Here is a 26,978-nt window from a genome sequence, read left to right as displayed (position 1 = left end):
TCAGCCCGACAGGTTCCGTTTGACGCGGCGGGCCTGTTCTCTGGCTTCGTCGTCGCCTTCGACGGCCGCGAGTTCCTCGACCGCCTCCAGCGTCCGGACGCCGCTGTCGAGAAAGGAGAGCACGTCGCCCGGGTAGGCGTACAGCATGTAGTCGTCGCTCATCACGTCGACGATGGCGTCGGGGCCGAGCCCCTGCGCACGCAGTTCGAGCAAGTAGCGCACGAACTTGCGCTCCGGACAGCCACAGTAGGGATTGTTGTCGCAGTCGCAGTCCAGAAAGTCCTCCGCGAAGTCGAGTACGCGATCGCGGGTGGCCTCGTCCAGCTTTTCGAGGCCGCCGCCGGTAAAGAGCACGTCGAGCGTCGCACCCTTGAACGCCCCCTTCGGGATGTGGGTGTCGAGTTGGGAGCTCAGCTGCCGGTGGTTCTTCACGTAGATTTTGTCCGTGATCGCCACAGTTGCCCCCACCTACCGGCCGGCGAGAGAAAAGCGCCGCGGTGTGGCCCCACAGCGGCGTCTCGACGCCGCGCCGGCATCGTCGCAGTGTGAGAACGCATGACGCGACGGTTTCGAGGCGTAACGTATTTCAATTGGCTCGGTATTAGATTGGAGTACGTGTCCGGGTTGGGGTAGTGGACTATCCTTCAGCCTTGTGGAGGCTGAGACGCGGGTTCAATTCTCGCACCTGGACTCCTTTACTTTTCACTTGCCAGAAACGTCTCTGGAATCGAATTGCCAGACAGCCTCGACTGCGGCGTGAAGCGGCTGCACTTGATCGCTCGCCCCACCCGACGGAGTTGTGGGGATCCGGACGTGGACGGGCAGAAACCGAGTCGAGTAAACGTTTGCGCAGGCGCGAAATCCGGCCGACGCGTAGCCCCCGAACCACCAGAACCATTATACTGACAGCTACGAGACAGTGGGTAATGGCAACCGTCTCTGGAGGGCCTATTCGCGTTCTCATCGTCGACGACAACCCCCGTTTCGGAGAGCTCGCGGAAATGTTTCTAGAAGAGGAGTTCGAAGACATTCGCGTCGATGCCGCGACGAGCGCGGTCGAGGGCGAGCAGACGCTGGCGGAAAAGCCGGTCGACTGCATCGTCAGCGACTACCAGATGCCCGAAAAAGATGGGATCGAGTTCCTGCGAGATGTCCGCACGGACCACCCCCAGCTACCGTTTATTATCATGACCGGGAAAGGCGACGAGACCGTCGCCAGCGAGGCAATCTCGGCCGGCGTCACCGATTACATCCGCAAAGAGGCCGGCAGCGAGCACTACGACTTGCTCGCCCACCGCATCCGGAACGCGGTCGGCCAGCGGCGGACCGAGCAGGCAAAGAAGGCTCGCAATCGGCGCATCCGGCGGGTGTACGAGCGGATCGACGACGGCTTCGTCGCGCTCGACGAACAGTGGCAACTGACCTACGCTAACACGCGCGCCGCGGAGCTGCTGGACCGCTCGAACGAGGAGTTGCGGGGCAAAGAAGTGACGGAGGTGTTCCCCGGCATCGAAGACACGGAGTTCTACAGGGCAGCCTCGGGCGTGCTCGATGAACAAGAGGTGATCTCGGTCGAGGAGCATTACGACCTACTCGACGCTTGGCTGGAAGTGCGGATCTTCCCCGACGTGGACGGGTTGTCGATCTACTTCCGCGACGTTACCGAGCGCAAGCGTCGCCAGCAGGAACTCGAACGGTCGCGTAAGCGCTATCGGGCGCTGGTCGACACAGCGCCGACCGCGATCGTCGTGACCGACGCCGAAGACGGAGAGATCGTCGAGATAAACCAGTCAGCGGAGTCGCTGCTGGGCCGCAGTTCCGAGACGCTCTCCGGGGAACATCACACGGCGCTTCATCCCTCCGAGGATCGCAAGCTGTACGAGACGCTGTTTCGGGAGCGTCTGGAAACCGGCGCGGGTATGGTGAGCAAGCACGCCGACGGTTCGCAGGTGTATGTCGTCACCGACGACGGCGAGCGCATCCCCGTTGAAATTTCCTCGCAGGTGATCGACCTAGAGAACGAGCGCCTCGTCCAGAGCGTGATCCGAGACGTCGTCAAGCGCTCCTGATCAGTTCGACGCCGATCGCAGGTCGCCGCCGTCGATCGTGTCGGTCGATCGGACGACATCGAGCGCGGTCATCAGGTCGGTCCGCGAGAGCAACCCGACGATATCGCCGCGAGTGTCGACGACGAGCAGGCGGCCGACATCGTGTTCCTGCAGGCGATCGAACGCCGCCATCGCGTCGGCGTCGACCGGGATCGTCACGAGATCACGGCTCATCACGTCGTCGACGGTAAAGGCCTCGCGCTCGACGGGGGTGACCTCGCGGGCGTCGTCGAGCGTCACCATCCCGACGGGCTGTCCGTCCTCGATCACGGGATAGCCTGTGTGGCGCTCGCGGAACATCCGCTGGAGAAGTTCGGCGATCGTCGTATCAGGGGAAACCGTGTGCAGTCGCTCGGACGGCGTCATCACGTCCCGGACCGTCACGCCCTCGAAAGCGGCCTTCAACTGGACCTGCTGTGACTCCGAGGAGGCCGCGATGTAGACGAAGAAGGCGATCCCGATCATCAGGACGTTGAAGCTGAACAGCCCCAACAGCCCGAGCAGCACCGCGAAGAACTTGCCGACCTCGGCGGCAATCGAGGTCGCTCTCGCGTAGGGACGGGTGCGCGCGAGGATCGCCCGAAGGATCCGCCCGCCGTCCATCGGGAACGCAGGCAGGAGGTTGAAAACGGCCAGAATGACGTTGAGCACGGCGAGGTATCCGAACACGAACTGCGCACCGCCGGCGCTCGCCGGAACGGCCGAGAACAGGCCGAAACAGACCACGCCGACCAGCACGCTCACGACGGGACCGGCGATGGCGATAGCGAGCTCTTGGCGCCAGTCCTCGGGCATCTCGGTAAAGGACGCGATGCCGCCGAAGATCCACAGCGTGATCGAGTCGATGGGGAAGCCAAAGCGGCGGGCCACCAGCGAGTGGCCAAGTTCGTGGAGCAACACGCCGACGAACAGCCCGAGCGCCGCGACGGTACCCAGAACCCAGCGGGTCGCGCCGCCGTCGAACGTTTCGAGGGTGATAGTCGCGCCGAGCACCTGATTGAGCAACTCGACGATCTGGGACGACTGGGAGCCGATGAGGTAGGCAAACAGCGGCAACACGAGCAGGAACGTCAGGTCCAGCTTGATCGGGATGCCGAAGGCCGAGCCGATCCTGAAACTTCGCATACCCGACCTAGGCTCCCGAGGACCTTCAACCTCCGCAAGGTGAGGGATTTTCTTCGGCGCCGACCAAGCGTCGCGGTATGCAGTTCGACCTGCCGGCGTCCCCCGCGACGCCGCCACCCGAACTCGACCGATCGGTCGCCGTGATCGGCGCCGGCGCGGTCGGTGCGACGGCTGCCCGCGATCTGGCGCGCTGGGGCGCCGACGTGACGCTGTTCGAGCGCGACGCTGTCGGCGCCGGGGCGACCGGCCGGGCAGCGGGGATCGTCTACGACGCCTTCGCCGAGGATCTCGACGCCGCGGTCGCAGACCGAGCAATCGAACGCTTTCGCACCGCCTCGGGCAGCGGCGAGTTCGCGCTGACCGAGCAACCCTACGTCTGGTTCGCCCGCGAGGGCGACGACCGACGCGCCGAGGCCATCCGCGAGCAGGCGTCCCGGATGCGCGCGAACGGCCGAAGCGTCGAGGTGCTGGAGCCGGCGGCAGTCGCCGACCGGTGGCCCGCCCTGCGGACCGACGATCTGGCGGTCGTCGCCGTCGCTCGGACCGCCGGAACCGCCGATCCCGAGGTTTACGCCGCGGCGATGGTCGAGTCCGCACGCGCCGACGGCGCCGCGGTCGAAGTCGGGAGTCCGGCGTCCATCGAGACTGATCCGATCGGCGTTCGAGTCGGCCACAGCGACCGGAATCGTGCCCGCGAGGGCGGCGTCCGAACGTTCGACGCCGTCCTCGTCGCCGCTGGCGCGCGGACGCCGACGCTGCTCGCCGACGCCGGCGTCGAGATTGCCTGTGCGCCCTACCGAGTGCAGGCGCTGACCGTCGGCGTCGCCGAGGGCAACGGTGACCTTCCGACGTTCTACGACGCGACCGGCGAGTACTACGCCCGCCCGAACGGAACTGGGCTGCTCGCCGGCGACGGCGTGGAGCCGGGTGCAGCCGATCCCGAAGACTGGACGCGCGACGCCGACGCGTGGTTCCGCGAGGAGCTGATCGGTGTGCTGTCCGAGCGCGTCGACGGCGTCGACACGGCTGCGACGGATTCGTGGGCGGGGCTATGCACGGCGACACCGGACCGGAATCCGCTGGTTGGGAGTGTCGCGCCGGGACTGGTCGTCGCGACGGGCTTTCATGGCCACGGGTTCATGCGCGCGCCGGCGATCGGCGAACTCGCCGCTCGGGAACTCTGTGGTGGGGACGGCGTCGCCGCGTTCGATCCGACGCGGTTCGACGGTGGAGAGCAAATCGAGATCGCAGACGGGATCGTCGTCGACGAGCGGGGCTGATATCAGGCGTCGGCAGCGTCGGCGTCTGTCGTCTCGGTGTCGTCCGAGCCGGCGTCGGAATTATCGGCCGAGGACTCCACTTTCGGCACCAGCACCTCCAGTGCTCCGGCGTCGGTCAGCGTCGCCGAGGCCGAGTCGGGGTCGACGGCCACGTCAGCAGGGAGGTCGACCGTGCCGTCGAGCGAGAGCCCGCGACCGGGGAAACGCATCTCGAAGTCGTCCTGCGGGTCGCGGAACCGGTCGATCCGGACGTGGACGGTGCCCCGAGAGAACCGAACCTGAACGTCACTGCTGGTCGCGCCGGCGGCGTCGAACACGGCCAGAAAGGCGTCGTCGCTTTCGAGCAGATCGGCCGGTATCGGCCGGCGCTCCTGAACGCTGCCGGCGGCGCGGCCGACCCGGCGCAGCACGCTCCCGCCGACCGATCGGCCGAGCTCGCGCAGCGTCATAGCTGGATCTCCTCGAGGCACTCCGTCCCCCCGCAGTACGGGCAGGAGAAGTCCTCGACCCCGACATCGTCGGGCATGTCGTACGTGTAGTGCAGCTCAAACATGTCGATCTCGCAGTCGTCGCTCGTGCACTCGACTTCCAGGGTCGGCGGCATACCCGCCACTTGGGGCGACGACGGAAAACAGTTTTCGGGAGCGGCACGTCTCGCACGCTCACAACTCGAACGTCTCGGTCTGGACTGACTGCACGTCCTCGGGAGCGATCCGCTCGCCGTCGACCTCGACCGGCTGACCGTTCGAGAGCTTGCCGAACGCCGGCCCCTCGGGAACGCCGGCCGCGCTGGCGAGTTCGGGGTCGAACGCTTCGACTTCGGCCAGCAGGTGGCCGTTGTGACGCTCAACGGTGTCGTACTTCGCCGCCAGTAGTTCGGCCAGCGCGGCGATCAGGTCGTCGTAGGCTGCCAAGTCGGCGTCCGGGGCGAGAGCGTCAGTGTCGGTCGAGAAACCGGCGGCGTCGCCGGACGCCGGAAACGCCGCCGCGCCCTCGATCCGGGTGCCCGACTCCGCGGTCTCGAAGCCGTAGGCGAACCGTTCGACGGCCTCGCGGGCCGCATCGGCGTCGACGCCCTGCGCGTCGGCGAGCAGGTCGTCGGGGAGGTCGACGATTGCAACGTCGGTGGGCGACGGCGCCTCGCCCTCGCGGGCCGGGACGCCAAATCGGAGGCCGTCTTCGACCGGCGAAAGTTCGGCTTCCAGCAGCGAGACCAGCGACAGGGGAACGTCGTCGGTCTCGCGGAGCCAGCGCTCGCCGACCGTCCGGTAGCCGAGGTCCTCGATCGCGTCGACGACCGCCTCGTGGTCGCCGTCGACGAGCGCGAGGTCGGCGCCGCTGCGCTCGAAGGCGGCGTCGAGCACGTCCCGGTGAGCGTCGGGCTCGCCCATCGCCGTCAGCGCCCAGTCGGCGCCGATGTGCCCGACGTGCCAGTCGGTCTCGCGGATGACCCGCTCGAATCGGGGGGCGTAGTGGCCGCCGCCGATGCCGACGACGTGCCGACGGATCGAACTGTCGGCGTCGCTCGGTGGGGCGTCATCATCCGACGCGGTGTCGTCCCGCAAAGAGTCGCCCGGACGGCGCTCGGCGTTCGGGGCGACGCCGTCCAGATCGAGGATAGCCTGTGCGACCGCGCGAGCGCCGTCGGGGTCGTCCCACTGTGGCTCGTCGCTGCCGAGTTCGACGAACATCGAGGGGACGCCGACGGCCGTCGGGCCGTGGTGGGTGGCCTCGACGCCGACATCGTACTCGGGAGGGGCGTACTCGTCGAGTGCGTCGACGACCGCCGACAGCGCTCTCGGACAGGAAGTCGCCAGCGCGTTGTCCTCGCCGCCGAACTTCGCGGGGCCGAAGTTGCCGGTGAAATGGGCCGTCAAGAGCGGGCCGGTGTCACCGGCGTGGCGCGAGGCGAAGACGAGCAGATCGGGGTCGTCGAAGGCGTCGGCGGCGGCCTCGATATCGAGATGCATCTGGTCGAACGTGCGCAGTTCGAAGCCGTCGGTCCGGAAGACCTCGCCGCCGTCCTCGGCGTCGGGGGCCGCGTCGTCGATTCGGCGGTCCCAGTCGGCGAGCGACAGCAGGTGCTCTCCGATGTGTTCGGAGGCGAAATCGGCACGGCTGACGACGATCGCAATCACTACCGAGGGTTTGGGGTCGGCGCGAAAAAGCGTATCGACAGCGCCCGATCAGTCGGAGTCGGCGGGCTGGCCGTCGGCGAAGACGTTGGTCTTTGCGAGGCTGCCGACGTGCCGGACGTTGTCGAACCGGGCCACGAACATCGCACTGCCGAGAAGCAGATAGACTGCGGTGTAGGCCAACAGCAAGTCGGTCGCGGTGAACCCGACCGAGATCGTATCGATCAGCAGGAACTCGATGCCGACCTGCGAGACGAACAGCACGAGCAACACGACCGCCTCGCGGACGGTGATCCGGAAGTTGATCAGGATCGCCAGCGCGAAGAAGCTCTGAGCGGCCGTCAGCCAGATCTCGGCGGACTGCTTGAAGCTGAACTCGAGGACGCCGTAGGCGCCCTGCGAGATGCTGAAGACGACGCCGAGGGTCCCGATCAGCAGCGTCCACTGGTTGAGCTTCGAGGAGATCAGGGCGTTAAACGCCGCGGTCGTGCGGGCCTTGTTGACCAGATAGGCCGTGACGATCAGTTCGGGGCTCTCGCTGGCCAGCGGCGCGACCCACTGGATCATGAAAAACTCCGGGATGCCGTACTGCAGACCGATGTTTTCTAACCCGTGGGCGAACGGCTCGACCGCGGTAAAGATCAAGAATCCGGAGTAGCCAAACAGCGCGAATATCGACGGAATTCGGACGTTCGCGGGCGTTTTCTGGAGATACGCCGGGACGCCGACGTGGACCTCCCCATCGTCGGCGCCGCCGCGGATGATGATCCCGATGTAGACGACGTAGAGCCCGACGAGCACGACGAGGTCGAGAGTGTCGATCCCGCCGCCGAGCGGGACAAAAAAGGCCCACAGCGTGGCGAGCATCAAGAAGAGGATCTCGGTTGCGATATCTCGGTCGAGCACGACCGCATCAGCGAGAATGCCGTCGTTGTGCTCGACGGCGGCGTCGCCGCTCCGGGTCGCTCGGTAGATCGAGAACAGGGCGATGCCCGACCAGCCGAGGCCGATCAGGATACGGTTCGCGCCGGTCATGTTCGCGACAGCGAGGTCACCGGCGCCGACCCGACCTTGGCCGGCTTGCCACGCGTAGAACGCGTCGACGGCGTACTCCGGCGCGACGGCCAGAATCGCCAGCACCGCGATAGCGAACGCGCGCGGCACGTCTTTCTCGGCGGTCTCGGCGCCCCACGCGAGCAGGAACGAGGCGCCGAGCACCGACAGGCCGCTCACTGCGACGGTCGGGACGGTGCCGATCGCTTCGGGTGAGCTGACCGCGTACACGACCACCCACGGCACCGACAGCAACACTGCGACGACGACGCCCATCAGCGGATGTCGAAGCGGACTACTCATTAGCACCTCCGAAACGACGGTGGCTGGTAGTTCTTGCGTTGTCTGTCCGGGCCAGTACGACCGTAGAATGCCCGGAGCGATGCGAATGCGCCGCTGTGGCGTCCGCGCCGCGGATCGTGCCAGTTATTTTCATCCGGGCGCGTGGAAGCCGTATGGACGTGTACGGCCTGATCGGCAACCCGGTCGGGCACTCGCTGTCGCCGCCGATGCACGAGGCCGGATACGATGAGTTGGGGATCGACGCCCGCTACGTCACCTTCGAACCCGATCCCAGCGACGTAGATGCGGCAATCGAGGGCGCGGGCGCGCTCGGTGTCGCCGGACTGAACGTGACGATCCCGTTCAAGCAGGACGTGCTCGACTGCGTCGACGCCGACGAGTTGGCGACCCGGATCGGCGCGGTCAACACCGTCGATTTCTCGGGCGACCGGCCGACCGGCCACAACACCGACGCAGCGGGCGTGCTCCGCGCGTTCGACCGCTACGATGTCGAACTCGACGGCGCGACGGCGGTCGTCGTCGGCGCGGGCGGCGCCGGACGAGCGGCGTCGTTCGCGCTCGCCGACGCCGGCGCCGACGTGCGGATCGCAAACCGTACGGAGGAGAGCGCTCACGACCTCGCCGCGGACGTGCCCGGCGCCAGCGGGCACGGGCTGGCGGGTCTCGACGACCTGCTCGCCGACGCGACGGTGCTCGTCAACGCGACCAGCGTCGGGATGGACGAGGACGCCACGCCGGTGCCGGCCGAGGCGCTTCACGGCGATCTCGCCGTGCTCGACGCCGTCTACAGCCCGCTGGAAACGACTCTTCTGCGCGACGCCGACGACGCCGGTGCGACGACGATCGACGGCGCGTGGATGCTGCTGTATCAGGGCGTCGAGGCGTTCGAGCGCTGGACCGGCGAGGACGCCCCGGTCGCGGCGATGAACGAGGCATTGCGCGAGCGACTGTAGCGCGGCGTCACGGCGCAACCGACTGTAGCGCGGCGTCGTGGCGCCACCGCACGGCGTCGCCGCCGCGAAGCCTGCCGTGAGGCGAACGGCTTTAAGTGAGACGGCTGGTAACTACTCATCAATGTCACTGCTGGACACGTTGAAGTCGCTACTCGGACTCAGGGGCGACGACGAGACCGAGTCACGAGGCGATGTCGGCGTCACCGTCGAACGGGAATCCGGCGACGCGGCACCGGCGACCGAGACCGAAAGCGCGGTCAAGGGCGCCGACATGGATACCGGCGAGGGGGCGAACGAGAACGAAGACGAGGCGAACGGAGAGGAAGACGAGACGGCGGATTCGGAGCCGACAGCCGCAGAGTCCGAGGCGGCTGACGACACCGAACCTATCGAAGAAGCAATCGAAGAAGCCGAGCCCGACCGCGAGGAAGAGGCTGAAGCAGAGGACGGCGATGCTGAGGACACCGAAGACGCCGAAGCCGAAGACGCCGAAACGGAGAGTGACGTAGCCGAGGACGACGAGGCAGAAGAGCCTGAAGCTGAAGATGCCGAGGACGCCGACGAGGCGGACGCCGATGTCGAGGACGGCGACGACGAAGCGACCACGGACGAGTCGGAGGGCGACCTCGAAGACATCAAGGGCGTCGGCCCGGCCTACGCCGAGCGCCTGCGAGGCGTCGGCGTCGAGTCGATCGGCGACCTCGCGGACGCCGACGCCGAGGAGATCGCATCCGAGACCGACCTCTCGGCGACGCGCGTCGAGAACTGGATCGAGCAGGCGAAGGTCCGATAGACCGCAACACCGTTATTTCCCGGCTGCTTTCTCCCGACAATGAGTTCTCCGACGGTCGAAACCGACGCGGCGGCGTTCCGCTCGGTCGCCGCCGAGGCGCCGGTCGGCGCGCGCGTCCCGGTCGAGGTTCGCGTCGCCGTGTCGGACCCCTTCGATGCCTATCGACGGGCGCGTGACGGCCCCGGCGGGGCGTTTCTGGAGACCACCGGCGGGCAGTCCGGCTGGGGCTACTTCGGCGTCGAGCCGGTCGAGCGATTGACTGTCGGTCCCGACGCCGTCCTGCGGCGTCCATCCGAACCCCCGGCAGAGGACGCCCTAGCCGGGCTGGGCGGCCGGACGGCGCCGTCGCTCGCAGCGCTCCAAGGCCTGCTCGATGGCGAGGCGCTGATCCGTGGCGACTGCGACGTGCCCTACCCCTGCGGGGCGATCGGCTGGCTCTCCTACGATGTCGTCCGCGAGATCGAGGACCTGCCCGAGTCGGCCGACGACGACCGCGGTCTCCCACAGATACAGGTCGGCGTGTTCGACCGGTTGGCGGCGTGGGAAGAACCACGCGACGGCGAGACGACACTTCGGATCACCGCCTGCCCGCGGATCGAAGGCGACGGCGAGGCGGCGATCGACGCCGCCTACGAGCGAGGCCGGGAGCGTGCGCTCGATCTCGCGCGGCGGGCCGTCGAGGGCAACCCCGAAATCGGGGAACCACCGGTCGAGCGCGATCGGGCGAGCTTCGAGAGCGACTGCGGACGCGAGGCCTTCGCCGAGCGCGTTCGCCGGGTCAAAGAGTACGTCCGCGAGGGCGATACGTTTCAGGCGAACGTCTCCCAGCGCCTGACTGCGCCGGCGGCGGTCCATCCCGTCGCGGCGTACGACGCCGTGCGCGAGGTCAACCCGGCGCCGTACTCCGGCCTACTGGAGTTCCCCGGCGTCGATCTGGTGAGCGCGAGCCCCGAACTCCTCCTCGACCGTGACGGCGACCGGATCGAGACCGAACCGATCGCGGGCACACGGCCGCGCGGCGCGACCGACGCCGACGACGAGGCGCTGGAGGACGAACTGCTCGACGACGACAAAGAACGCGCCGAGCACGCGATGCTGGTCGACTTGGAGCGCAACGATCTGGGCAAGGTATCGGCGTACGGCAGCGTCGACGTGCCCGAGTACCGCCGGATCGACCGCTACTCGGAGGTGATGCATCTGGTCTCCCGCGTGACCGGCGAGTTGCGACCCGGGGCCGAACTGGCAGACGCGATCGCCGCGGTGTTCCCCGGCGGGACGATCACCGGCGCACCCAAGCCGCGAACGATGGAGATCATCGAGGAGGTCGAGGCGACCCGTCGAGGCCCCTACACCGGCTCGATGGCGATCTTCGGCTTCGACGAGCGCGCCACGCTCAACATCGTCATCCGGACGCTCGTCCGGCAGGACGCCGAGTACCACCTGCGCGTCGGGGCGGGGATCGTCCACGACTCGGTGCCCGAACGCGAGTACGAGGAGACGCTGGACAAGGCCCGCGCGCTCGTTCGGGCGGTCGACGAGGCACTCGACGACCGGACGAGTCTGGGCGTCGAGGGCGGAGGAGTCGATCGGACGGACGCCGATGATCACGGAGGTGAACCGCGATGATCCTCGTGATCGACAACTACGATTCGTTCGCGTACAACCTCGTCCAGTTCGTCGCCGAAGCCGAAATCCGGGCAGCCGAACGCCGGGGCGAGGAGCCCACAGAACCGGTCGTCCGCCGGAACGACGAGATCGGTGTCGAGGAGATTCGAGCACTTGATCCCGACGGCATCGTCGTCTCGCCGGGGCCGGGAACGCCCGCCGACGCCGGCGTCTCGATTCCGGTGTTCTCCGAGACCGAGTATCCAGCGCTCGGCGTCTGTCTCGGTCATCAGGCGCTGTGTTCGGCCCACGGCGCGCCGGTCGTCCACGCGCCGGAGGTGGTCCACGGGAAGCCCTCGACGGTGCGCCACGACGGCGACGCGCTGTTCGAGGGGCTTCCGGAGGCGTTCGAGGTGGGCCGGTATCACTCGCTGGCGGTCGAGCGCGAGGACCTGCCGGAGTCGCTCGTCGAGACCGCCCGCACCGACGGCGAGCAGGCGATCTTGATGGCGGTTCGACACCACGACCGACCGCACTTCGGCGTCCAGTTCCATCCCGAGAGCATCCTGACCGGACCGGTCGCTCGGGAGTCAGCGGGCGAGGAACTCTCGCTGGAACTGGGCAAGCGCCTGATCGCCAACTTCTGTGCGTTCGCGCGGTCGTACGACCGGGATGAAGAAACAGCAGCCGGGAACGGCGGAGGAGAACGATGAAATATCACGTCGACGGCGAACTGGTGCCGGCCGCAGAGGCCACCGTCAGCGTCGAGGATCGGGGCTTTCAGTACGGCGACGCCGTCTTCGAGACGATGCGAGCCTACGGCGGCTCGATCTTCGAGTGGGAGGCCCACGCCGAGCGACTGGCCAACTCCTGTGACGCGCTCGGCATCGACCACGGCTGCACCGACACTGAGCTACGCGAACGCGTCAGAGAGACACTGGCGGCGAACAGCCTCGCGGACGCCTACGTGAAGCTCTCGATCTCTCGGGGCGTGCAGGGCGGAAAACTGACGCCCCAGTCCGACGCCGATCCGACGGTCGTCGTCATCGTCGACGAGCTCCCACGGGGCGGCGTCGACGGCGTCGACGTCTGGGACGAGCCGGCCGTCGTGCAGACGACCAAGACTCGGCGGGTGCCAGACAGCGCGATTCCGGCCGACGCGAAGACCCACAACTACCTCAACGGCATCCTCGCGCGCCGGGAACTCGTCGAGGGCGCCGACGAAGCGTTGCTACGCGACGCCGACGGACGGGTCGCCGAAGGCGCGACGAGCAACGTGTTTTTCGTCGGCGACGACGGCCTGCACACACCGAGTCTCGGCGGCCCCGTCCTGCCGGGGATCACACGATCGGTCGTGATCGAGTTGGCCGAGTCGGCTGAAATCCCCATCCACGAGGGACGGTACACTCCCGACGACGTTCGGAACGCCGAGGAGGCGTTTCTCACGAACACGACGTGGGAACTGCGCCCAATCGAGACACTCGACGGCATCGCGGTCGGCGGCGGGCCCGTGACGGATCTGCTCTCGCGGCTGTTCGACGAGCGCGTCGAGCGGCGCCACTACGGCGGCGACACCGCCTGATCGGCGGCGCTGGCGCCCCTCGTTCCGCGTCGGCGGCGAAACGCCAAACCGACGTATTAGGCCTTTGGAATGGGACAAACCTGCCTCTGGCGTCTGACGACCGCAGAAGGCCTTTAAACGTGAAGCCCTAACCCGACGTGAAGACTGATGCAGGGACAACACAATCAGCAGGCCTACGACCGGGGGATCACCATCTTCTCCCCGGACGGCCGGCTCTATCAGGTAGAGTACGCCCGCGAAGCGGTCAAACGCGGCACGGCGACCATCGGCGTCCGGACGCCCGACGGCGTCGCGCTGGTGGCCGACCGCAGCGTCCGCTCGCGGCTGATCGAACCCGAGAGCGTCGAAAAGCTTCACGAAATCGACGACCACGTCGGCGTCGCGAGCGCCGGCCACGTCGCCGACGCCCGGAAGCTCGTCGACTTCGCGCGCCGACGCGCCCAGACCGAGCAGCTCCGGTACGGCGAGTCGATCGGCGTCGAGACGCTCGCCAAGTCGATCACCGACAACATCCAAGAGCACACCCAAACCGGCGGCGCCCGACCGTTCGGCGTCTCCTTGCTGATCGCCGGTACCGAGGACGGCGAACCCCACCTCTACGAGGCCGACCCCTCCGGGGTCGCAACCGAGTGGAAGGCAGTCGCCGTCGGCGGCGACCGCGACGTGATTCAGGGTCACCTCGAAGAGGAGTACACCGCCGAGCTGAGCGCCGACGAGGGCGTCGGACTGGCGCTCGAAGCGCTGGCTCAGGCCGACAGCGACGGCATCGATCCCGCGAGCGTCGACGTGGCGGTGATCGACGCCGAGACCGACCAGTACCAGCCCTACGGCGTCGAGGACGTGCGCGACATCGTCGCGGACCTCGACGTCGAAGTGATCGACGAGGAGGAGGAATAATATGAATCACAACTTGGACAACGTCGGGATCGAGGACCCCCACGAGCCCGAAGTCGCACCGATCCAGACCAACGAGGGCGCCGAGGACGGCGAAGTCACAAAGACCGGGACGACGACGGTCGGCCTGACGACGGCCGACGGCGTCGTGATCGCCACGGACATGCGCGCCAGCCTCGGCGGCCGGTTCGTCTCGAACAAGGACGTCCAGAAGGTCGAGCAGATCCACCCGACGGCCGCGCTGACGCTGGTCGGCTCGGTCGGCGGCGCTCAGTCCTTCATCGAGACGCTGCGCGCCGAGTCGAACCTCTATGAAACGCGCCGCGGCGAGCCGATGAGCATCAAGGCGCTGGCGACGCTTGCCGGCAATCTCGGCCGCGGCGGCCCGTTCCGCGCGATCCACCCGATTCTGGGCGGCGTCGACGAGGACGGCCACCACGTCTACAGCATCGACCCCGCCGGCGGCGTCATCGCCGACGACTACACCGTCACCGGCAGCGGGATGCAGGTCGCCTACGGTACCCTCGAACAGTACTACGAGGAAGGCCTCTCGAACGAGGAAGCCAAGGAGGTCGCCGCTCGCGCCGTCAAAAGCGCCGTCGAGCGCGACACCGGCAGCGGCAACGGCGTCTTCCTCGCCGAGATCACCGACGAGGGCGTCGAGATCGAGGGCCACAAGGACTTCGACGACGTGCTGTAGTCGTCGGAGACTGCCGGTCGGCGTCGTCCCGCCGATCCGGACAGAACGATGCCGCGGTACCGACGCACAGATCGGGCGTAGGCCTTCGGAACTGTTTTTATCGACAACTATCGACTTGTGATCATGTCGGACCCCGAAAATACCCTCCGTGACTCGCCGGTCGATTTCGAGACTGCCGTCGCGTACGCGTTGCATCCGGAGATGCGTCGCCTGCTCATCATCTACGCCGTCGGATCTCTGCTGGTTCCCCTGGGCCTCGGAACGTTCGTCAGCCAGCCACCGTTCACGCCGCTGCTCACGGGAGTGATCCAGCAGCTCGCCGGGCTGGCGATCGCCGTCTTCGGTGCACTGTTGTTGTTCGCGGGCCTCGTCGGTGCGGCATTCAAGCTCGTCACCGACGCGAACGTGCTGGCAGCCGAGACGATCGACTCGCAGGCGCGGTGAGGAGTCAGTTCGACAGCTTGCTGTACGCCCGGTAGGAGTACGCCGTCGCCGCGAGCGCAGCGAGCAACACCGGCCCGACCAGAAAGACGATCGCGTACTCGCCGGCGACGAGCCCGCCCAGCGAGAGCACGCCCGCCAGTTTGAACAGCCGGCCGCCGACCGCGTGCGTGCGCTCCCAGACGCGGTCGTCGGCGAGCGTCCACGGCGTCCGGATGCCGACGAACCAGTTCGGCGCGATGCCGTCGAGCAGGTGGCCGACGCCGTAGTACAGCGCTGCGATCGCCGGGACGAGCGCGCGCGTCATCGACACGTCGACGCCGAGATTGGTGGCGAGGACGAGGCCGTGGACGTACACCAACAGCGCGAGGACGCCGACGACGAACCAGTCGTAGGTCGGCCGGAACGAGGCGTAGTTTTCCTCTCGGGGATCGAGGCGGGGCACCGCCCACAGGACTGCGGCGAGCACGGCCATCAAGCCGGGGAGGAGGAAGGCGCCGACGGCTCTGTCGGCCCAGCCGTCGGCGACGCCCGACGGCCCCCAGTGGATCGCCATTTCGGCGGGTAGATCGCCGTAGACGGCCGCGCTCGCCAACGCGGCGATGCCGACCAGCGCGATCGTCGCGGCGCGTCGGTTGCGCGCGTTCATAGCGCGGGATTTTCGGTCCAGATATATCAACCCACGCGCTAGCACGGGAACGATGCCACCGGGAACCGCGATCGCGGCCGTCGAGGAGATCCCCGAGGAATCGACGCTCGTCTTCACCGTCGAGGATATCGAGGCCGACGAGGAAAAAGAGGCGCTGCTGGTCGAGTTAGACGACGAAGTGGCGGGCTGGCTCAACTACTGCCAGCACATGACTCACATCAAGATCGACAAGGGCTCGGGGGCGCCGATGCGAAACGGCGAGCTCGTCTGTGAAAACCACGGCGCCTACTTCGAGTCCGACACCGGCTACTGCTCCTTTGGCCCCTGCGAGGGCGCCTACCTCGAAGAGGTCGACGTGACCGTCGACGCCGGGACCGCGTATCTGACCGACGACGAGTACGAGTTCCTCCGGACGGGCGCGATCGAGAGCGACCCCTCGGATCTGTCCTCGTCGTCGAACGTGAAGATCTGACGGCGGCTACTCGATGGTAAATTCGGGTTCGTCGATCCCCTCGTGTTTGCACTCGGGACACCGGGAAGGGAGGTTCGCCGGGTCGTCGTAGCCGTCGAAGCCACACTCCCGACAGGTCGGCGGCGCGACCAGCAGCTGTTCGTCCGTCGGATCCAGCGACCGCGCCAGATGCTGAACGTGATCGAGCGCCGCGTGGGCGGTGACATCGACTTGTGCCGCGAGCGCGCTGGGCGTGGCGGCGTCCTCGCGGAGCTGGTCGGCGATGCGCCGGCGGGTCGTCTCCTCGGCCTCGCGCATACCGGTCGTAGCCGCCAGCGGGTCAAAACCGTATCGGCGGTCAGGTACCCGCCGTGGGGTCCCACTCGCTCCCGGACGCCGCGGCGTCGTCCGATGGCGCCGTGCCGGTCAGGCGAAGTAGTTGCTGGGCCCGGTCGGCTTTTGCGAGCAGCACCTCCTTGAGCGCCGGCGGGTTCCGGATTCGAACGTCGTCGAGCAATGGAGCCGGAATCGCGAGCGTGTCCGGCGGGACGCCGTCGTCGCCGTGGACCGGGATATGGCGTTCGTCGAGTTTCATCACCAGCGGCGTGTCGAGGCGTTCGATCCCCTCTCCGGAGGCGTACAACTGCTCGTTGACCCGTTCGTGCTGATCGCGCTGGATCACAGCGCGGTCGCCGTCGAACGGTTCGACGTACAGCCGGCCGAAGTAGTAGCCGCTGGAGAACTCCTCGAACATGATACATGGTAACATGTGTATCGGACGAGAATAAGGCTTCCGGCGAGCGTTTTTGTAGTATCGCATTCAGACCGTTCGCTGGCCGCCCACCCGGCGGCCGGTCGGCACCGAATCGACGAGACGCGACAAAACAGTGTTTTAAACTCTATACAGCCATCTACACCGCCGGAGTCTATCAGTGAACGGTGCGAACGAAGGTCCGCTTTTTTAACCGGGGCGGTAGTTAGAGACGGCTGATGAGTAGTGTCCGCGCCACGGTCTTCGTCGCGCTCGTCGTTCTCGGGACCGTGCTGGCCGTACCGTTCGCAGGGGCGTTCGCACTGACCGACGCCGCCGATGCCCAGTCGGGTGGAGCTAACACTACCAACGCGACCGACGGGAACACGTCGGAGGGACCGGGCTTTGGCGTCCAGTTGTCGGCGTTCATGCAGACCAGCAGCGCAAACGCGACGAGCGCGGTCGAAAGCGGGATGTTCGAGGCGGAGTACGAAACGGCGACCAACCAGACGGCAGTGGTCGACAAGCGCGCCGATCGGATCGAGCGGAAGATCGCACAGTTGCGCGATCGTAAACAGCGCCTGACCGACCGGTCGGGACAGATGAGCGACGTGGCGTACACGGTACAGATGAGCCAGCTCGCCAGCCAGATCGAGGCGCTCGAGCGCCAGATCAACGAGACGGCGTCGAAACCCGGCGCCGAGGCGGCGCGGTTTGACCGCCTACGAACGAACGTTTCGGCCATTCGAGGGCCGAGCGTCGCTGCGGCCGCCGATGTCATTCCCGGACGCGGTCCGCCAGCGGATCGCGGCCCCGGCGATCGCGGCCCGCCGACTGAGCAGGGTACGAACGGTGGCCCACCAACTGAGCGGGGCGGTGACAACACCGGCGAGACCGACAGTGGTACGCCTGAGAATGCCGCTAACGGCAGTACCGGCGGCGTCTCGCCGGGCGACAGAGGTGACCAGCCGGGAAATGATCGCGGCCGGTCGGCCGGCACTGGCGAGGGCCGACCGGGCGACAGCGAGGGAGCAGGCGGGCCGAACGTCGACGCACCCGGAAACCGAGGCACTGGTGGCGCGAGCACGGGCGACGACGAGCCCGCTTCGACGGACGCCTAGACCGCCGGCATCGCACGGGGCACATCCGACGCCGTCACCCATCGAGCCCACGAGCAGATACCCTTTTCAGCGCGGCGACCCTACCGGGGACAAGATGGACTCCGCAGCGCTGCTCGATCTCTTGGGCAACGAGAACCGCAGGCGCATCCTCCGCCTGCTGGCGCGCAAGCCCTGTTATGTCACGGAGATCAGCGAGTATCTCGGAGTCAGCCCCAAAGCGGTGATCGACCACCTCCGCAAGCTAGAGGAGGCCGGGATCGTCGAGAGCCGCACCGACGACCAGCGCCGGAAGTACTTCCACATCTCTCGGAACCTCCGGTTGGAGGTCAACGTCTCGCCCTACGAGTTCGGCACGAAAAGTGCCTATCCAGCCAGCCGCGGCTTCGACATCACGACGTGGCGGTATCTCACGCTGGACGTGCAACTCGACGACGCCGAGGAGGGAACCCGCGAGCTGGCCTCTGAACTCCGCGAGCTCGAACAGCTCGAAAACGAGCTCTCGATGGCCCAGCGATGGGTCCAAGGGCGGATCACCGAAGTGCTCGACGAGCTAACCGACGATGTCGACGCCGACGGCGACAGCCGACTGTACGCCGACGTGTTGCTGGCGCTGGCCGACGGCCCGAAACTGGTCGACGACATCGCGGCGGACGCCGAAGCGCCGCCGGAGATGGTCGAGCAGGTGCTCGCGGATCTCTCTGAAAACGGGCTGGTCGAACGGGTCGACGACGGCTGGACGCTAGGTGACTGAAGCTGGAGGTCGATTCTGTGGTCAGATATCCCGGGTCAGCCCATCCCTGAGGTCGCGCCCGAAGTAGACGCCGAGCAGCGCGACGACCAGCCCGATGCCGCCGCCGACCGCGGCGATCATCGCCACCGACTGGAGGCCGAGGCCGAACGTTACGAATCCGGGAATGGCGCTGAACGCCCCCAGCAGCGCCGCCGCGAGGCCGGTTTCGGCGTACCGACGCTTCGAGCTGATCAGGCCGACCAGAAAGGCGCCGGCGAACGCGCCCAGCAGGCTGCCGAGCCCGGAGACGATCGGGACGATCGAGCGGCCGATCCCCGAGAGCACCGCCAGCCCCACGAGCAAGACGAGGAACGTCCGGATCGAGAAGTACCCGCCGAGGCGTGAACCCTCAGCGTCGTCGTCGGCCGGCTCCGCTTTGGCGTCCGTCCCGCCGAGCAGGCTGTCGTCGATCCCGGTGTCGAACGACCGCCCGCCGGCCGCGTCGTCGTCGGACGACGCCTCCGCCGAGAGCTGGTCCGTGCGCTCGCTCATAGGAAACGGTTCGCTCGGGAGACCCATAGAGGTTGCGAGGGGGTCGACCGCGGAAGGAGTGCGTTCAAGTCCCGCCGGACAGAACGACCGTACATGAACGCAGGCGATCGCGTGCGGGTCGAACGCGCGGGACAGACCTACGAGGGCGTGTTGCTCCCCTCGACGACGCCGGAGAACCTCGTCGTCAAGCTCGACGGCGGCTACAACGTCGGCGTCGATCGAACGGACGCCGATGTCGAGGTCGTCGAATCGGACGTGTACGACGTCGAAGAGGGCGACGCCGAGGCCGAATCCGAAGTCGAGTTCGACGAGGACCTCCCGACGATCTCGCTGATCTCGACGGGCGGCACCATCGCCTCGACGGTGGACTACCGCACCGGCGCCGTCACCGCGCAGTTCGACGCCGAAGACGTGCTGCGCGCCGTGCCCGACCTCGCCGGGCTGGCGAACTACCGCGGCCGGGTCGTCGCCAACATCCTCAGCGAGAACATGACGCCCGACGTGTGGCAGGAACTGGCGGGCGTCGTCGCCGAGGAGATCGAGCAGGGCGCCGACGGCGTCGTCGTGATGCACGGCACCGACACGATGCAGTTCACCGCCAGCGCGCTCGCCTTCATGCTCGATACGCCCGTCCCGATCGTGTTCACGGGCAGCCAGCGCTCGGCCGATCGCCCCTCCAGCGACAACGTGATGAACGCGGTCTGTTCGGTCGAGGCCGCAAAGAGCGACTGCGCGGAAGTGCTCGTCTGCATGCACGAAGACGAGTCCGACGACGCCTGCGCGCTCCACCGCGGCACCCGCGTCCGGAAGAACCACACCTCGCGCCGGGACGCCTTCGAGACGGTCGGACAGCAGCCGATCGGACGCGTCGACTACGACGAGCGCGAGGTCACGTTCCGACGGGAACACGCCGAGCGAGGAGAGAGCGAGCTCGCGGTCAGCGACGACCTAAACCCCGAGGTCGCGCTGGTGAAGTTCACGCCCGGCACCGACCAAGCCGTGCTCGATCTGGCCGCCGAGAAGGACGGTATCGTGATCGAGGGGACGGGACTGGGTCACGTGCATTCGGACTGGATCGACCGGATCGACGAGATCACCGACGCGGGAACGCCGGTCGTGATGACCAGCCAGTGTCTCGACGGCCGGGTCTGCGATCGCGTCTACGACACCGGCCGCGACCTGCTCGACGCCGGCGTCATCGAGGGCGAGGACATGCTCCCGGGCACCGCGAAGGTGAAACTGATGTGGGCGCTCGCCAACAGCGAGGACGTGGCCGAAACGATGCAAGCGCCGATCGCCGGCGAGAGCACCGACCGGTCCGTTCCGTGGGAGTGAGTTCACAGTAGCATGACCGACGGCGACCTGACGGTCCGCGAGGCGACGGCCGAGGACTACGAGGACGTGGTTGCCTTTACCGAAGACACGTGGCCCGAGCGCGAAACCGGAGACTATCTCGCCGACGTGTTCCACGACTGGCTCGCCGCCGAGGACGCGAAGACCGCGGTCGCCGTCGACGACGAGACGGCCGTCGGCATCCTCCAGTGTACCCTGCTGTCCGACCGCGAGGCGTGGCTGCAGGGAATGCGCGTCGCGCCCGACCACCGCGGCCGGGGCGTTGGAAGCCTCTTGGTCGAGCACCTGTTCGACTGGGCACGCGAGCAGGGAGCCACCGTCGCCCGAAACATGGTCTTCTCGTGGAATCAGGCCGGGCTGGGCCAGTCGCGTGCGACCGGATTCGAGCCGACAACGGAGTTTCGCTGGCTCGAACCGGACCCCGACCCGGACGCCGAGGGGCCGCTCGACACGACGAACGATCCAGACATCGCGTGGCAGTGCTGGCAGGAAAGCGCGGCCCGAGATCACCTCCGGGGGCTCGCGCTCGCGCCCGAGGAAAGCTGGGCGCTGCGCGAACTCACGCTGGCCGACCTCCGGGACGCCGCCGACGAGGGCGTGATCGCGGTCACGTCCGAGGACGGCGCACGGGCGATGACAGTCCGAGTGCGGGACTACGAGCGCGAGACAGAATCGGGAGACAGCGAGCGCGTCGCCGAGTACGGCGTCGCCGCGTGGGCCGACCTGCCGGCCGCCGAGTCGCTGGTCGCGGCGATCAAGCGCGACGCCGCGGCGCTCGGCGCGGATCGGACGCGCGTGTTGCTTCCCGAAACGGTCCGGCACGTCAGCGACGGCGCCGCGCTCCGGGCCGGCATTTCCGACACCCCGGACTTCGTTCTCGCCGCGGATCTCAGCGGCCGGTAGGCCGGGCGGAGCGACGCCGCGCTTGGCGCCACAGCGCGGTCAGTCGCTCGCAATCTCGGACGGCCGGGCGCCGATGCGACGCAGGTTCTCGGGCCGGCCGAGCGCGTAGACGCGGTCACCGGAAGCGAGCGCTCGGCCGGGGCGGGGCGTCCCTTCGAGGCCGTTCGGGCCGTCGATTGCGACGACCGTCGCGGCGAGGCCGCCGACGGTCGTTCCGTCGAGGTCGTCGCCGGCGGCCACATCGACGACGCCGGCAACCTCGTCGGCTTCGCGGATGCCAGCGAGCAGTTCCCGGTCGGCGCGAGGTTCTCGGGGGAGTGTCACGAGTCGATAGTGCTCCGCGGCGTCGAGCGCGTCGGCGTCGCGCTCGTCGACCACCAGCGTCACGATGTCGTCGACGGCCGCCCGCAGTTCGGCCGTCGTGACGCGCTCGGCGTCGGCGCCGGCCGACCAGACCTCGACGGCGTCACCGGGGCTGGCGCTGAACGCGGGATCGGCCCGGAGTGCGACGCCGACGGTGCCCGGCGGGAGCGTCCGACCGAGGCCGGCCTGACGCCGCCCCAGCGCGAGATGTTCGACCTCGCCATCCGCAGAGACCTCGACGTCGACGTAGCCGACGCCGTAGTCGTCTTCGAGTCGGGCGGCGATCCGCTCGCGGAGGTCGCCGACGGTCAGCCCGCGAGGGAAGTGCAGCGTCGTCCCGGCGATGTCGTCTTTCCGGTCTGGGGCGACGGGATCGTATCCCTCGACATCGTCGATCTCGTCGGGAAGCGTGACCCGGATCGTCCGTCCCCGAGCGCGGACCAGCGCGGACACGTCGGCGTCGAGCGAGCCGGAGACGCCGGCCGAGAACGTCGCGGTATCGAGCGCGACCCGGTCGCCTGCACGCTTGCCCGCGTCGGCCGCAATCCCGGCGACGACGAACGCGCCGACCGTGTAGAGTGCGGTCGTCGGCTCGACCAAGGCGTCGTTGCCGCCGATGGCGCCGATCAGCGTCGCGGTGGTGTTGAGCCAGAGCGCGACGCTGCTCAGGCCCAAAAGCACCGCCGGCCCGTCGGGGATCGCCGTCCGGCCGTACCAGCGATAGGCCAGCGCGGCGAGGAACGCGACGCCGCCAGAGAGCGCCGCCAGCCCGGCGATCCGGACGGCCGCGGTCAGCGCGGCCTCGATCATGGGTGCTACCATCGGCCGCTCGCCTCCGGGGATCGGAACCACGTAGCGGCTGGTGAGTCCGTGACGGCGCCGCCGCGAGGACGCGCGATCACGACAGCACCTCCCGGGCGCGGGCGACGGCATCGGGCGGCCCGGCGACAAACACCGCGTCCTCGGGGGCGAGTTCGGGGCTGGAGTCGAGCGAGAACGTCCAGCGACCGCCGTCGGCGTCGGCCGAGGACCGCCGGATGCCGAGCACGGTGACGCCGTGGTCCTCGCGGATCGCGGCAGGGTCGAGCGCCGCCCCGTCGAGCGGACCGCCCGCCCGAACCGCCAGCGACTCGACGAACTTTCCGGTTCGTCGGAGCACCGAGAGCAGTTCGAACTCGGCAGGGGCGTCCCGCGGTTGGACGCGGAGTTGGCCACGGTCGACGGCCAGCAGCTGCTCGGCGTCGGCCGTCGGGACCGAAACGGTGACGCGGCCGTCGCCCCCGGTCGTCGTCGGCGCCGACGGACGGGTCGAAGCGAGCGGCGACTCGCCGCCGTCGGTCAGCGCGGCGGGATCAGTGGCGTCGCCGCCGGCTCCGGAATCGGCTCCTGACCGGGCGCTGACGACGGTGCCCTCGATCGGATCGGCGTCGGTACCGGGCACGACGGCGACGCGCTCGCCGCGGGTGACGCCCGTCGGGACGAGCGTCGAGACCGAAACGGCGCGCTGGCCGGGCGAGATGCGCCGCGAGAGTCCGCCAGAGGGCGGCGCGGCGTCGATCGTGGCCCGACCCCGTTCGTCGATCGAAACGTCGACGGCGGCCAGATCGAACTCGGTTCGCAGGCGCCGGGCGAGTCGGGACTCCAGTTCAGCGAGCGGGAGGTCGGCGGGGAAGCGCCAGCTTCCGCCGCGCAGTTCCTCGCGCAGATCGGCCGACAGCGGCGGGTAGCCGTCCACGTCGCCGACCTCGCCGGTCGGGCGGATCGTCACCTGCCCGACGGCGCCGACGAAATCGACCACGTCGGCAGACAGCGTCTGCTTGCGAAGCGTTGCGATCGAGAACCGCCGCGGGAACGTCGCCCCGAGCGCGTCGCCCTGACTGTGGGCGTACAGCGACAGCATCATCACGACCAGCGCGGCGACCAGCAGCCGCGGCGACTGTGAGATCGCGGGGTCGACCAGCCCCAACAGGCCGCCGTTGATCCCCGCGACCGCCACCGCGAGCACGACCACCGCCAGCGCCGGCACGGAGACGCCGGTAACGTAGCGAAACAGAAAGCCGAGCGACCCCGAGATCAGCGCCGGGACGATGCCGGTCAGCAGCCCGACGTACAGCCCGAAAAGTAACTCGACAGGAAGCGATGCCATTGGACTGCGTTGGGGCGGCCACCACTAAACCAGTACCGGCGGGGCGCCTCGCAGACGTGGTTAGGGGGAGTAGCATCGACCGCGACCGACGGCCGTTTATATACGGCTATCCACACAGGGAGGTATGGTACGCGGTCGACGGCTGGTCAGTGGGCGCGCCGCCGTCACGCTGACGACGGTCGTGGCGGTGCTATCGGTGATCACCGGTATCGCCAACATCGGCGTCACGACGGTCGGCCCGCTCGACCCCTACGTTCCCGGCTACGCCCAGCAGCTCGCCGGCTTTACCGGGACACTGACCGGCTTTCTGATGCTCGGCGCCGTGCTGGGACTCCGGCGCGGCCAGCGGGCGGCCTGGTACGCGGTGTTGGTGCTGTTGCCGGTGACGGCCGCGCAGGGCATCATCCAGTCCAGTTCGGTGTCGTATCCGCTGGTCGCGCTGTCGGTGCTGTCGATCCCGGTCGTCGCGGCCAACCGGCGGCACTTCTCGAACCGCGTCGGCCTGACGACAACCCAGATGGCCGCGGCGATCGCGCTGACCGGCGTACAGGCGTACGGCACCGTCGGTTCCTACATCCTGCGCGAGGAGTTCAACGGCGTCAACACGATGCTCGACGCGTTTTACTTCACCATCGTCACGGCGACCACAGTGGGGTACGGCGACGTGTCGCCGACCAGTCAAGAGGCGCGGCTGTTCGGCATGAGCGTCGTCGTGTTCGGCGCGGCCAGTTTCGCGGTCGCGCTGGGATCGCTTCTGGGCCCGGCGATCGAAGCGCGCCTCAGCCACGCACTCGGGAAAATGACAGACTCACAGCTCGAACTCTTAGAGGACCACGTCCTCGTACTGGGGTACGGCGAACTGACCGAACCGATCCTCACGGAACTGCACGACGCGGGCAGCGAGTTCGTGGTCGTCACCGGCGATCAGGAACACGCCGCCGCGCTCTCCGATCGAGACTACAACGTTTTTACTGGTGATCCGAGCGACGAGGAGCCGCTACACCGCGTCCGGATCGAGGACGCTCGGGCAATCGTCGTCGCCACGAACGACGACGCCGAAGACGCGCTGACGATCCTGACCGCGAGGGAACTCCGGCCCGACGTGCGGATCGTCGCCGCGGCGACCGACCGCGAGAACGTTCGGAAGCTCCGGCGCGCCGGCGCCGACGACGTGATCAGCCCGGCCAGCATCGGCGGCCGGCTGCTCGTTCGCTCAGCGTTCGAGGAGACCGAAGAGCCGTCGGCCGAAGATGTGCTCGACGAGTTCGTCGGGGAGTAGCTCAGTTCGGCGCCAGTCCCTCTCGCCTGCCGGACGCCGCCGCTCACAGCGAGTCGTCCTCTTGCATGCGATCGTAGTAGTCGTCGAACACGATCAGACTCGCCTTCAGGACGCCGAGTACGATCGGGCCGACGAACAGGCCGATGAAGCCAAACAGCGACAGGCCGCCGACGACGCCGAGCACGATCACGGCGGGACTGACATCGGCCCGCCGGTTGACAACGATGGGACGGAGGTAATCGTCGGTGACGCCGACGACGATCGTGCCGTAGATTGCCAGTCCGACACCCGCGGCGAGGTTGCCCGTCGCCGCCAGCCACAGCGCCGCCGGACCCCAGACCATGAAGGCGCCGATCACCGGCAGCAGCGCCAGAATCACCATCACGACGGTCCAGAACACGGCGCTGGGGACGCCGGTTACGATCAGGCCGATTCCGGCGACGACGCCCTGTACGATAGCGATGAAGACGTGGCCGACGAGCACGGCCCACGTCACGTCGTCGATCTCGGTGTAGAGATCCTCCTGCACGGGCTCGGGAAGTGGCGTGATCTCGCGAAGCCAGTCGATGAAGCGCTCGCCGTCTTTGAGCAGATAGTACAACAAAAAGACGGTCAGACCGAGACCGATGATGACGTGGGCCAGCAGTCCGAACGCGTTGCTCGCGGCGTCGAGGAGCGCACTGCCGATCTGCTCGCCGTAGCCGTCGAGGCTCGACGCCAAATCGACCTGTACGCCGGTCAGATCCGCGATAGCGGACTCGATAGCAGCGAACTCGATGCCGCCGGTCTGGAGGTCTTCGGCGAACGCGACGACATCGGAGGCGATCACGCTCAGGACGACCACGAACGGCAACAGCGCCGCAACAGTGACCAGCGCGAGCATCGAAGCCGCCGAGGCCGTCCCGCCGACGCGGGGCGAAAGGCGTCTGTGGAGCGGATGGAGTACGTACGCGAGCAGCAGGGCAAGCAGGACGTATTCGAGGTAGGGAAGAACGATCAGCAGCGACACGGCACCGACGATAGCGATGATTGCGAGCAAGAAGCCGCGGCTGACGTTCATGTGACCTATTCGACCGAGCGACTGTTAAAGCGTGTGTCGACCGCCGTGACCACTGCACCGAGATTTTGTCACAAAGTACCATGGTAACTACCGGCAAGTAGGGACATATCCGGGCGAGAACGCTCAATATGCGCGGTTAGAGATGCATACAATATATCCGTCATGACGCGCCAGCGTAGTACCGCCAGATACCACACCGAGACAACGTCAAAACAGTTTGAGCACTACTATAGTGGTCTATCCACAATCCCGCGAATAGTGTGTACCAGCCGGCCGTGCGGGGGCACTGTCGCCGGCACAAGGTCGTCGCGCAGACACGCTGGGCCATCACCGCGACGCCCGAAACAGCGACTAACTGAGTCATGACTGGCACGACACACGGCGGACACGACAGACAGCAGCGAATCAAACGGGAGTGGGACGAGACGACGCCGCCGTCGACCGCGCTCGTCCGAGCGGTCGCCAATGCGCGCGGCGTCGAGCCGACGGACCTCCGACCGCTGTACGAGGTGGTCGACGCCGAGGCGCTCGACTCGCTAGTACGGGAACGCGACGTGACGATGACTGTCGAGTATCACGACTTTTTGGCGACGATTCACGGCGACGGACGCATCGAACTGGTCGACTGCGAAGACGAGTCATAGCGGC

At 67.6% G+C, this 26,978-nt stretch carries 30 protein-coding genes and 1 tRNA gene; 18 read left to right on the top strand and 13 right to left on the bottom strand.

Annotated features, from left to right (window positions below; genetic code table 11):
* The gene (locus CRO01_RS14545; protein WP_097009895.1) at window positions 1-456 is read right to left on the bottom strand and encodes a DUF5814 domain-containing protein; all 456 of its coding nucleotides are present in this window, start codon (window positions 454-456) and stop codon (window positions 1-3) included.
* Window positions 457-618: 162 nt separating this feature from the next.
* Here CRO01_RS14545 and CRO01_RS14540 point away from each other — a divergent pair.
* Window positions 619-691 (top strand) — tRNA-His (locus CRO01_RS14540).
* 235 nt (window positions 692-926) lie between these two features.
* Window positions 927-2,069, top strand: coding sequence for a PAS domain-containing response regulator (locus tag CRO01_RS14535; RefSeq protein WP_097009894.1), 1,143 nt, complete (start codon window positions 927-929; stop codon window positions 2,067-2,069).
* On the opposite strand, the gene CRO01_RS14530 is transcribed toward CRO01_RS14535, so the two are convergent.
* A complete protein-coding gene (locus tag CRO01_RS14530) occupies window positions 2,070-3,233 on the bottom strand; it encodes a site-2 protease family protein (RefSeq protein ID WP_097009893.1) in 1,164 nt (387 codons plus the stop codon).
* A 77-nt stretch (window positions 3,234-3,310) separates the two neighbouring features.
* Here CRO01_RS14530 and CRO01_RS14525 point away from each other — a divergent pair, with 77 nt between their 5' ends.
* Window positions 3,311-4,513 (top strand): NAD(P)/FAD-dependent oxidoreductase, encoded by a 1,203-nt coding sequence (locus CRO01_RS14525; protein ID WP_097009892.1) that lies wholly within the window; start codon window positions 3,311-3,313, stop codon window positions 4,511-4,513.
* Between the two features lie 2 nt (window positions 4,514-4,515).
* Here CRO01_RS14525 and CRO01_RS14520 read toward each other — a convergent pair whose 3' ends face one another.
* Genes CRO01_RS14520 through CRO01_RS14510 form a run of 4 tightly spaced genes read right to left on the bottom strand, consistent with a single transcriptional unit; the run spans window position 4,516 to window position 8,004 of the window.
* Window positions 4,516-4,962, bottom strand: coding sequence for an Hsp20/alpha crystallin family protein (locus CRO01_RS14520; protein ID WP_097009891.1), 447 nt, complete (start codon window positions 4,960-4,962; stop codon window positions 4,516-4,518).
* Entirely contained in the window at window positions 4,959-5,117 is a 159-nt protein-coding gene (locus CRO01_RS16730) for a DUF7559 family protein (protein ID WP_179747503.1), read from the bottom strand. Before CRO01_RS16730 ends, CRO01_RS14520 begins: the two co-directional genes overlap by 4 nt.
* A 58-nt stretch (window positions 5,118-5,175) precedes the next feature.
* Window positions 5,176-6,651, bottom strand: a complete 1,476-nt coding sequence (locus CRO01_RS14515; RefSeq protein WP_097009890.1) for a D-aminoacyl-tRNA deacylase — start codon at window positions 6,649-6,651, stop codon at window positions 5,176-5,178.
* A 48-nt stretch (window positions 6,652-6,699) separates the two neighbouring features.
* Complete coding sequence (locus tag CRO01_RS14510; protein ID WP_097009889.1) at window positions 6,700-8,004, bottom strand: sodium:calcium antiporter; 1,305 nt, start codon at window positions 8,002-8,004, stop codon at window positions 6,700-6,702.
* 152 nt (window positions 8,005-8,156) lie between these two features.
* Between CRO01_RS14510 and CRO01_RS14505 the strand changes: the two genes are divergently transcribed.
* From CRO01_RS14505 to CRO01_RS14470, 8 genes are all read left to right on the top strand, one after another.
* Window positions 8,157-8,957: a shikimate dehydrogenase gene (locus CRO01_RS14505; RefSeq protein ID WP_097009888.1), complete on the top strand. Its 801-nt coding sequence runs from the start codon at window positions 8,157-8,159 to the stop codon at window positions 8,955-8,957.
* 121 nt (window positions 8,958-9,078) lie between these two features.
* Window positions 9,079-9,750, top strand: coding sequence for a helix-hairpin-helix domain-containing protein (locus CRO01_RS14500; RefSeq protein ID WP_097009887.1), 672 nt, complete (start codon window positions 9,079-9,081; stop codon window positions 9,748-9,750).
* A gap of 39 nt (window positions 9,751-9,789) precedes the next feature.
* On the top strand, window positions 9,790-11,376 hold the full coding sequence (gene pabB, locus CRO01_RS14495; protein ID WP_097009886.1) for an aminodeoxychorismate synthase, component I: 1,587 nt from the start codon (window positions 9,790-9,792) through the stop codon (window positions 11,374-11,376).
* On the top strand, window positions 11,373-12,068 hold the full coding sequence (locus tag CRO01_RS14490) for an anthranilate synthase component II (RefSeq protein WP_097009885.1): 696 nt from the start codon (window positions 11,373-11,375) through the stop codon (window positions 12,066-12,068). Before pabB ends, CRO01_RS14490 begins: the two co-directional genes overlap by 4 nt.
* Window positions 12,065-12,937, top strand: coding sequence for an aminotransferase class IV (locus tag CRO01_RS14485; protein ID WP_097009884.1), 873 nt, complete (start codon window positions 12,065-12,067; stop codon window positions 12,935-12,937). The genes CRO01_RS14490 and CRO01_RS14485 overlap by 4 nt, the downstream gene beginning before the upstream one ends.
* Window positions 12,938-13,084: 147 nt before the next feature.
* Complete coding sequence (psmA, locus tag CRO01_RS14480) at window positions 13,085-13,834, top strand: archaeal proteasome endopeptidase complex subunit alpha (RefSeq protein WP_097009883.1); 750 nt, start codon at window positions 13,085-13,087, stop codon at window positions 13,832-13,834.
* Between the two features lies 1 nt (window position 13,835).
* Window positions 13,836-14,531: an archaeal proteasome endopeptidase complex subunit beta gene (gene psmB / locus CRO01_RS14475; RefSeq protein ID WP_097009882.1), complete on the top strand. Its 696-nt coding sequence runs from the start codon at window positions 13,836-13,838 to the stop codon at window positions 14,529-14,531.
* A 123-nt stretch (window positions 14,532-14,654) separates the two neighbouring features.
* The gene (locus CRO01_RS14470; RefSeq protein ID WP_097009881.1) at window positions 14,655-14,975 is read left to right on the top strand and encodes a hypothetical protein; all 321 of its coding nucleotides are present in this window, start codon (window positions 14,655-14,657) and stop codon (window positions 14,973-14,975) included.
* A gap of 4 nt (window positions 14,976-14,979) precedes the next feature.
* On the opposite strand, the gene CRO01_RS14465 is transcribed toward CRO01_RS14470, so the two are convergent.
* Window positions 14,980-15,621: an SdpI family protein gene (locus CRO01_RS14465; protein WP_097009880.1), complete on the bottom strand. Its 642-nt coding sequence runs from the start codon at window positions 15,619-15,621 to the stop codon at window positions 14,980-14,982.
* A gap of 52 nt (window positions 15,622-15,673) precedes the next feature.
* Here CRO01_RS14465 and CRO01_RS14460 point away from each other — a divergent pair, with 52 nt between their 5' ends.
* Entirely contained in the window at window positions 15,674-16,093 is a 420-nt protein-coding gene (locus CRO01_RS14460) for a Rieske (2Fe-2S) protein (protein WP_097009879.1), read from the top strand.
* A 6-nt stretch (window positions 16,094-16,099) separates the two neighbouring features.
* Here the strand turns inward: CRO01_RS14460 and CRO01_RS14455 are convergent, their stop codons facing one another.
* Entirely contained in the window at window positions 16,100-16,390 is a 291-nt protein-coding gene (locus CRO01_RS14455) for a transcriptional regulator (RefSeq protein ID WP_097009878.1), read from the bottom strand.
* Window positions 16,391-16,430: 40 nt separating this feature from the next.
* Window positions 16,431-16,826 carry a DUF5802 family protein gene (locus tag CRO01_RS14450; protein ID WP_097009877.1) on the bottom strand — a complete coding sequence of 132 codons (396 nt, stop codon included), beginning with the start codon at window positions 16,824-16,826 and terminating at the stop codon, window positions 16,431-16,433.
* A gap of 236 nt (window positions 16,827-17,062) precedes the next feature.
* On the opposite strand from CRO01_RS14450, the gene CRO01_RS14445 reads away from it, so the two are divergent.
* Both CRO01_RS14445 and CRO01_RS14440 read left to right on the top strand, forming a co-directional pair.
* Window positions 17,063-17,944, top strand: coding sequence for a hypothetical protein (locus CRO01_RS14445; RefSeq protein ID WP_097009876.1), 882 nt, complete (start codon window positions 17,063-17,065; stop codon window positions 17,942-17,944).
* A gap of 94 nt (window positions 17,945-18,038) precedes the next feature.
* Window positions 18,039-18,695 carry a metalloregulator ArsR/SmtB family transcription factor gene (locus CRO01_RS14440; protein ID WP_097009875.1) on the top strand — a complete coding sequence of 219 codons (657 nt, stop codon included), beginning with the start codon at window positions 18,039-18,041 and terminating at the stop codon, window positions 18,693-18,695.
* Between the two features lie 21 nt (window positions 18,696-18,716).
* On the opposite strand, the gene CRO01_RS14435 is transcribed toward CRO01_RS14440, so the two are convergent.
* Complete coding sequence (locus CRO01_RS14435) at window positions 18,717-19,226, bottom strand: hypothetical protein (protein WP_097009874.1); 510 nt, start codon at window positions 19,224-19,226, stop codon at window positions 18,717-18,719.
* Between the two features lie 93 nt (window positions 19,227-19,319).
* Here CRO01_RS14435 and gatD point away from each other — a divergent pair, with 93 nt between their 5' ends.
* Both gatD and CRO01_RS14425 read left to right on the top strand, forming a co-directional pair.
* Window positions 19,320-20,561, top strand: coding sequence for a Glu-tRNA(Gln) amidotransferase subunit GatD (gene gatD / locus CRO01_RS14430; protein WP_097009873.1), 1,242 nt, complete (start codon window positions 19,320-19,322; stop codon window positions 20,559-20,561).
* A 12-nt stretch (window positions 20,562-20,573) separates the two neighbouring features.
* Window positions 20,574-21,482: a GNAT family N-acetyltransferase gene (locus CRO01_RS14425; RefSeq protein ID WP_097009872.1), complete on the top strand. Its 909-nt coding sequence runs from the start codon at window positions 20,574-20,576 to the stop codon at window positions 21,480-21,482.
* A gap of 39 nt (window positions 21,483-21,521) precedes the next feature.
* Here CRO01_RS14425 and CRO01_RS14420 read toward each other — a convergent pair whose 3' ends face one another.
* Both CRO01_RS14420 and CRO01_RS14415 read right to left on the bottom strand, forming a co-directional pair.
* Entirely contained in the window at window positions 21,522-22,667 is a 1,146-nt protein-coding gene (locus CRO01_RS14420; RefSeq protein ID WP_143824967.1) for a potassium transporter TrkA, read from the bottom strand.
* Between the two features lie 76 nt (window positions 22,668-22,743).
* Window positions 22,744-23,991 (bottom strand): TrkA C-terminal domain-containing protein, encoded by a 1,248-nt coding sequence (locus CRO01_RS14415; RefSeq protein WP_097009870.1) that lies wholly within the window; start codon window positions 23,989-23,991, stop codon window positions 22,744-22,746.
* Window positions 23,992-24,115: 124 nt separating this feature from the next.
* Here CRO01_RS14415 and CRO01_RS14410 point away from each other — a divergent pair, with 124 nt between their 5' ends.
* Window positions 24,116-25,270: an NAD-binding protein gene (locus CRO01_RS14410; RefSeq protein WP_097009869.1), complete on the top strand. Its 1,155-nt coding sequence runs from the start codon at window positions 24,116-24,118 to the stop codon at window positions 25,268-25,270.
* A gap of 43 nt (window positions 25,271-25,313) precedes the next feature.
* On the opposite strand, the gene CRO01_RS14405 is transcribed toward CRO01_RS14410, so the two are convergent.
* Window positions 25,314-26,330 (bottom strand): AI-2E family transporter, encoded by a 1,017-nt coding sequence (locus CRO01_RS14405; protein ID WP_097009868.1) that lies wholly within the window; start codon window positions 26,328-26,330, stop codon window positions 25,314-25,316.
* Between the two features lie 362 nt (window positions 26,331-26,692).
* Here CRO01_RS14405 and CRO01_RS14400 point away from each other — a divergent pair, with 362 nt between their 5' ends.
* Complete coding sequence (locus CRO01_RS14400) at window positions 26,693-26,974, top strand: HalOD1 output domain-containing protein (RefSeq protein WP_097009867.1); 282 nt, start codon at window positions 26,693-26,695, stop codon at window positions 26,972-26,974.
* The last annotated feature ends 4 nt before the right edge of the window (window positions 26,975-26,978 follow it).

It is taken from the genome of Natronoarchaeum philippinense, from assembly GCF_900215575.1.
Lineage (GTDB): Archaea > Halobacteriota > Halobacteria > Halobacteriales > Natronoarchaeaceae > Natronoarchaeum > Natronoarchaeum philippinense.
Note: the sequence above shows the minus strand (reverse complement) of the source record. Positions and strands in the feature narration are given on the sequence as shown.

Bases quoted from the DNA above. Each gene is read 5' to 3' on its own strand.
- CRO01_RS14435 (WP_097009874.1), bottom strand. From the start codon at position 19,226: ATGAGCGAGCGCACGGACCAGCTCTCGGCGGAGGCGTCGTCCGACGAC.
- CRO01_RS14415 (WP_097009870.1), bottom strand. From the start codon at position 23,991: ATGGCATCGCTTCCTGTCGAGTTACTTTTCGGGCTGTACGTCGGGCTG.
- CRO01_RS16730 (WP_179747503.1), bottom strand. From the start codon at position 5,117: ATGCCGCCGACCCTGGAAGTCGAGTGCACGAGCGACGACTGCGAGATC.
- CRO01_RS14445 (WP_097009876.1), top strand. From the start codon at position 17,063: ATGAGTAGTGTCCGCGCCACGGTCTTCGTCGCGCTCGTCGTTCTCGGG.
- CRO01_RS14400 (WP_097009867.1), top strand. From the start codon at position 26,693: ATGACTGGCACGACACACGGCGGACACGACAGACAGCAGCGAATCAAA.
- CRO01_RS14410 (WP_097009869.1), top strand. From the start codon at position 24,116: ATGGTACGCGGTCGACGGCTGGTCAGTGGGCGCGCCGCCGTCACGCTG.
- CRO01_RS14520 (WP_097009891.1), bottom strand. From the start codon at position 4,962: ATGACGCTGCGCGAGCTCGGCCGATCGGTCGGCGGGAGCGTGCTGCGC.
- CRO01_RS14425 (WP_097009872.1), top strand. From the start codon at position 20,574: ATGACCGACGGCGACCTGACGGTCCGCGAGGCGACGGCCGAGGACTAC.
- CRO01_RS14420 (WP_143824967.1), bottom strand. From the start codon at position 22,667: ATGGTAGCACCCATGATCGAGGCCGCGCTGACCGCGGCCGTCCGGATC.
- CRO01_RS14455 (WP_097009878.1), bottom strand. From the start codon at position 16,390: ATGCGCGAGGCCGAGGAGACGACCCGCCGGCGCATCGCCGACCAGCTC.
- CRO01_RS14405 (WP_097009868.1), bottom strand. From the start codon at position 26,330: ATGAACGTCAGCCGCGGCTTCTTGCTCGCAATCATCGCTATCGTCGGT.
- psmB (WP_097009882.1), top strand. From the start codon at position 13,836: ATGAATCACAACTTGGACAACGTCGGGATCGAGGACCCCCACGAGCCC.
- CRO01_RS14440 (WP_097009875.1), top strand. From the start codon at position 18,039: ATGGACTCCGCAGCGCTGCTCGATCTCTTGGGCAACGAGAACCGCAGG.
- CRO01_RS14525 (WP_097009892.1), top strand. From the start codon at position 3,311: ATGCAGTTCGACCTGCCGGCGTCCCCCGCGACGCCGCCACCCGAACTC.
- pabB (WP_097009886.1), top strand. From the start codon at position 9,790: ATGAGTTCTCCGACGGTCGAAACCGACGCGGCGGCGTTCCGCTCGGTC.
- CRO01_RS14465 (WP_097009880.1), bottom strand. From the start codon at position 15,621: ATGAACGCGCGCAACCGACGCGCCGCGACGATCGCGCTGGTCGGCATC.
- CRO01_RS14535 (WP_097009894.1), top strand. From the start codon at position 927: ATGGCAACCGTCTCTGGAGGGCCTATTCGCGTTCTCATCGTCGACGAC.
- CRO01_RS14500 (WP_097009887.1), top strand. From the start codon at position 9,079: ATGTCACTGCTGGACACGTTGAAGTCGCTACTCGGACTCAGGGGCGAC.
- CRO01_RS14485 (WP_097009884.1), top strand. From the start codon at position 12,065: ATGAAATATCACGTCGACGGCGAACTGGTGCCGGCCGCAGAGGCCACC.
- CRO01_RS14490 (WP_097009885.1), top strand. From the start codon at position 11,373: ATGATCCTCGTGATCGACAACTACGATTCGTTCGCGTACAACCTCGTC.
- CRO01_RS14470 (WP_097009881.1), top strand. From the start codon at position 14,655: ATGTCGGACCCCGAAAATACCCTCCGTGACTCGCCGGTCGATTTCGAG.
- psmA (WP_097009883.1), top strand. From the start codon at position 13,085: ATGCAGGGACAACACAATCAGCAGGCCTACGACCGGGGGATCACCATC.
- CRO01_RS14530 (WP_097009893.1), bottom strand. From the start codon at position 3,233: ATGCGAAGTTTCAGGATCGGCTCGGCCTTCGGCATCCCGATCAAGCTG.
- CRO01_RS14510 (WP_097009889.1), bottom strand. From the start codon at position 8,004: ATGAGTAGTCCGCTTCGACATCCGCTGATGGGCGTCGTCGTCGCAGTG.
- gatD (WP_097009873.1), top strand. From the start codon at position 19,320: ATGAACGCAGGCGATCGCGTGCGGGTCGAACGCGCGGGACAGACCTAC.
- CRO01_RS14460 (WP_097009879.1), top strand. From the start codon at position 15,674: ATGCCACCGGGAACCGCGATCGCGGCCGTCGAGGAGATCCCCGAGGAA.
- CRO01_RS14505 (WP_097009888.1), top strand. From the start codon at position 8,157: ATGGACGTGTACGGCCTGATCGGCAACCCGGTCGGGCACTCGCTGTCG.
- CRO01_RS14450 (WP_097009877.1), bottom strand. From the start codon at position 16,826: ATGTTCGAGGAGTTCTCCAGCGGCTACTACTTCGGCCGGCTGTACGTC.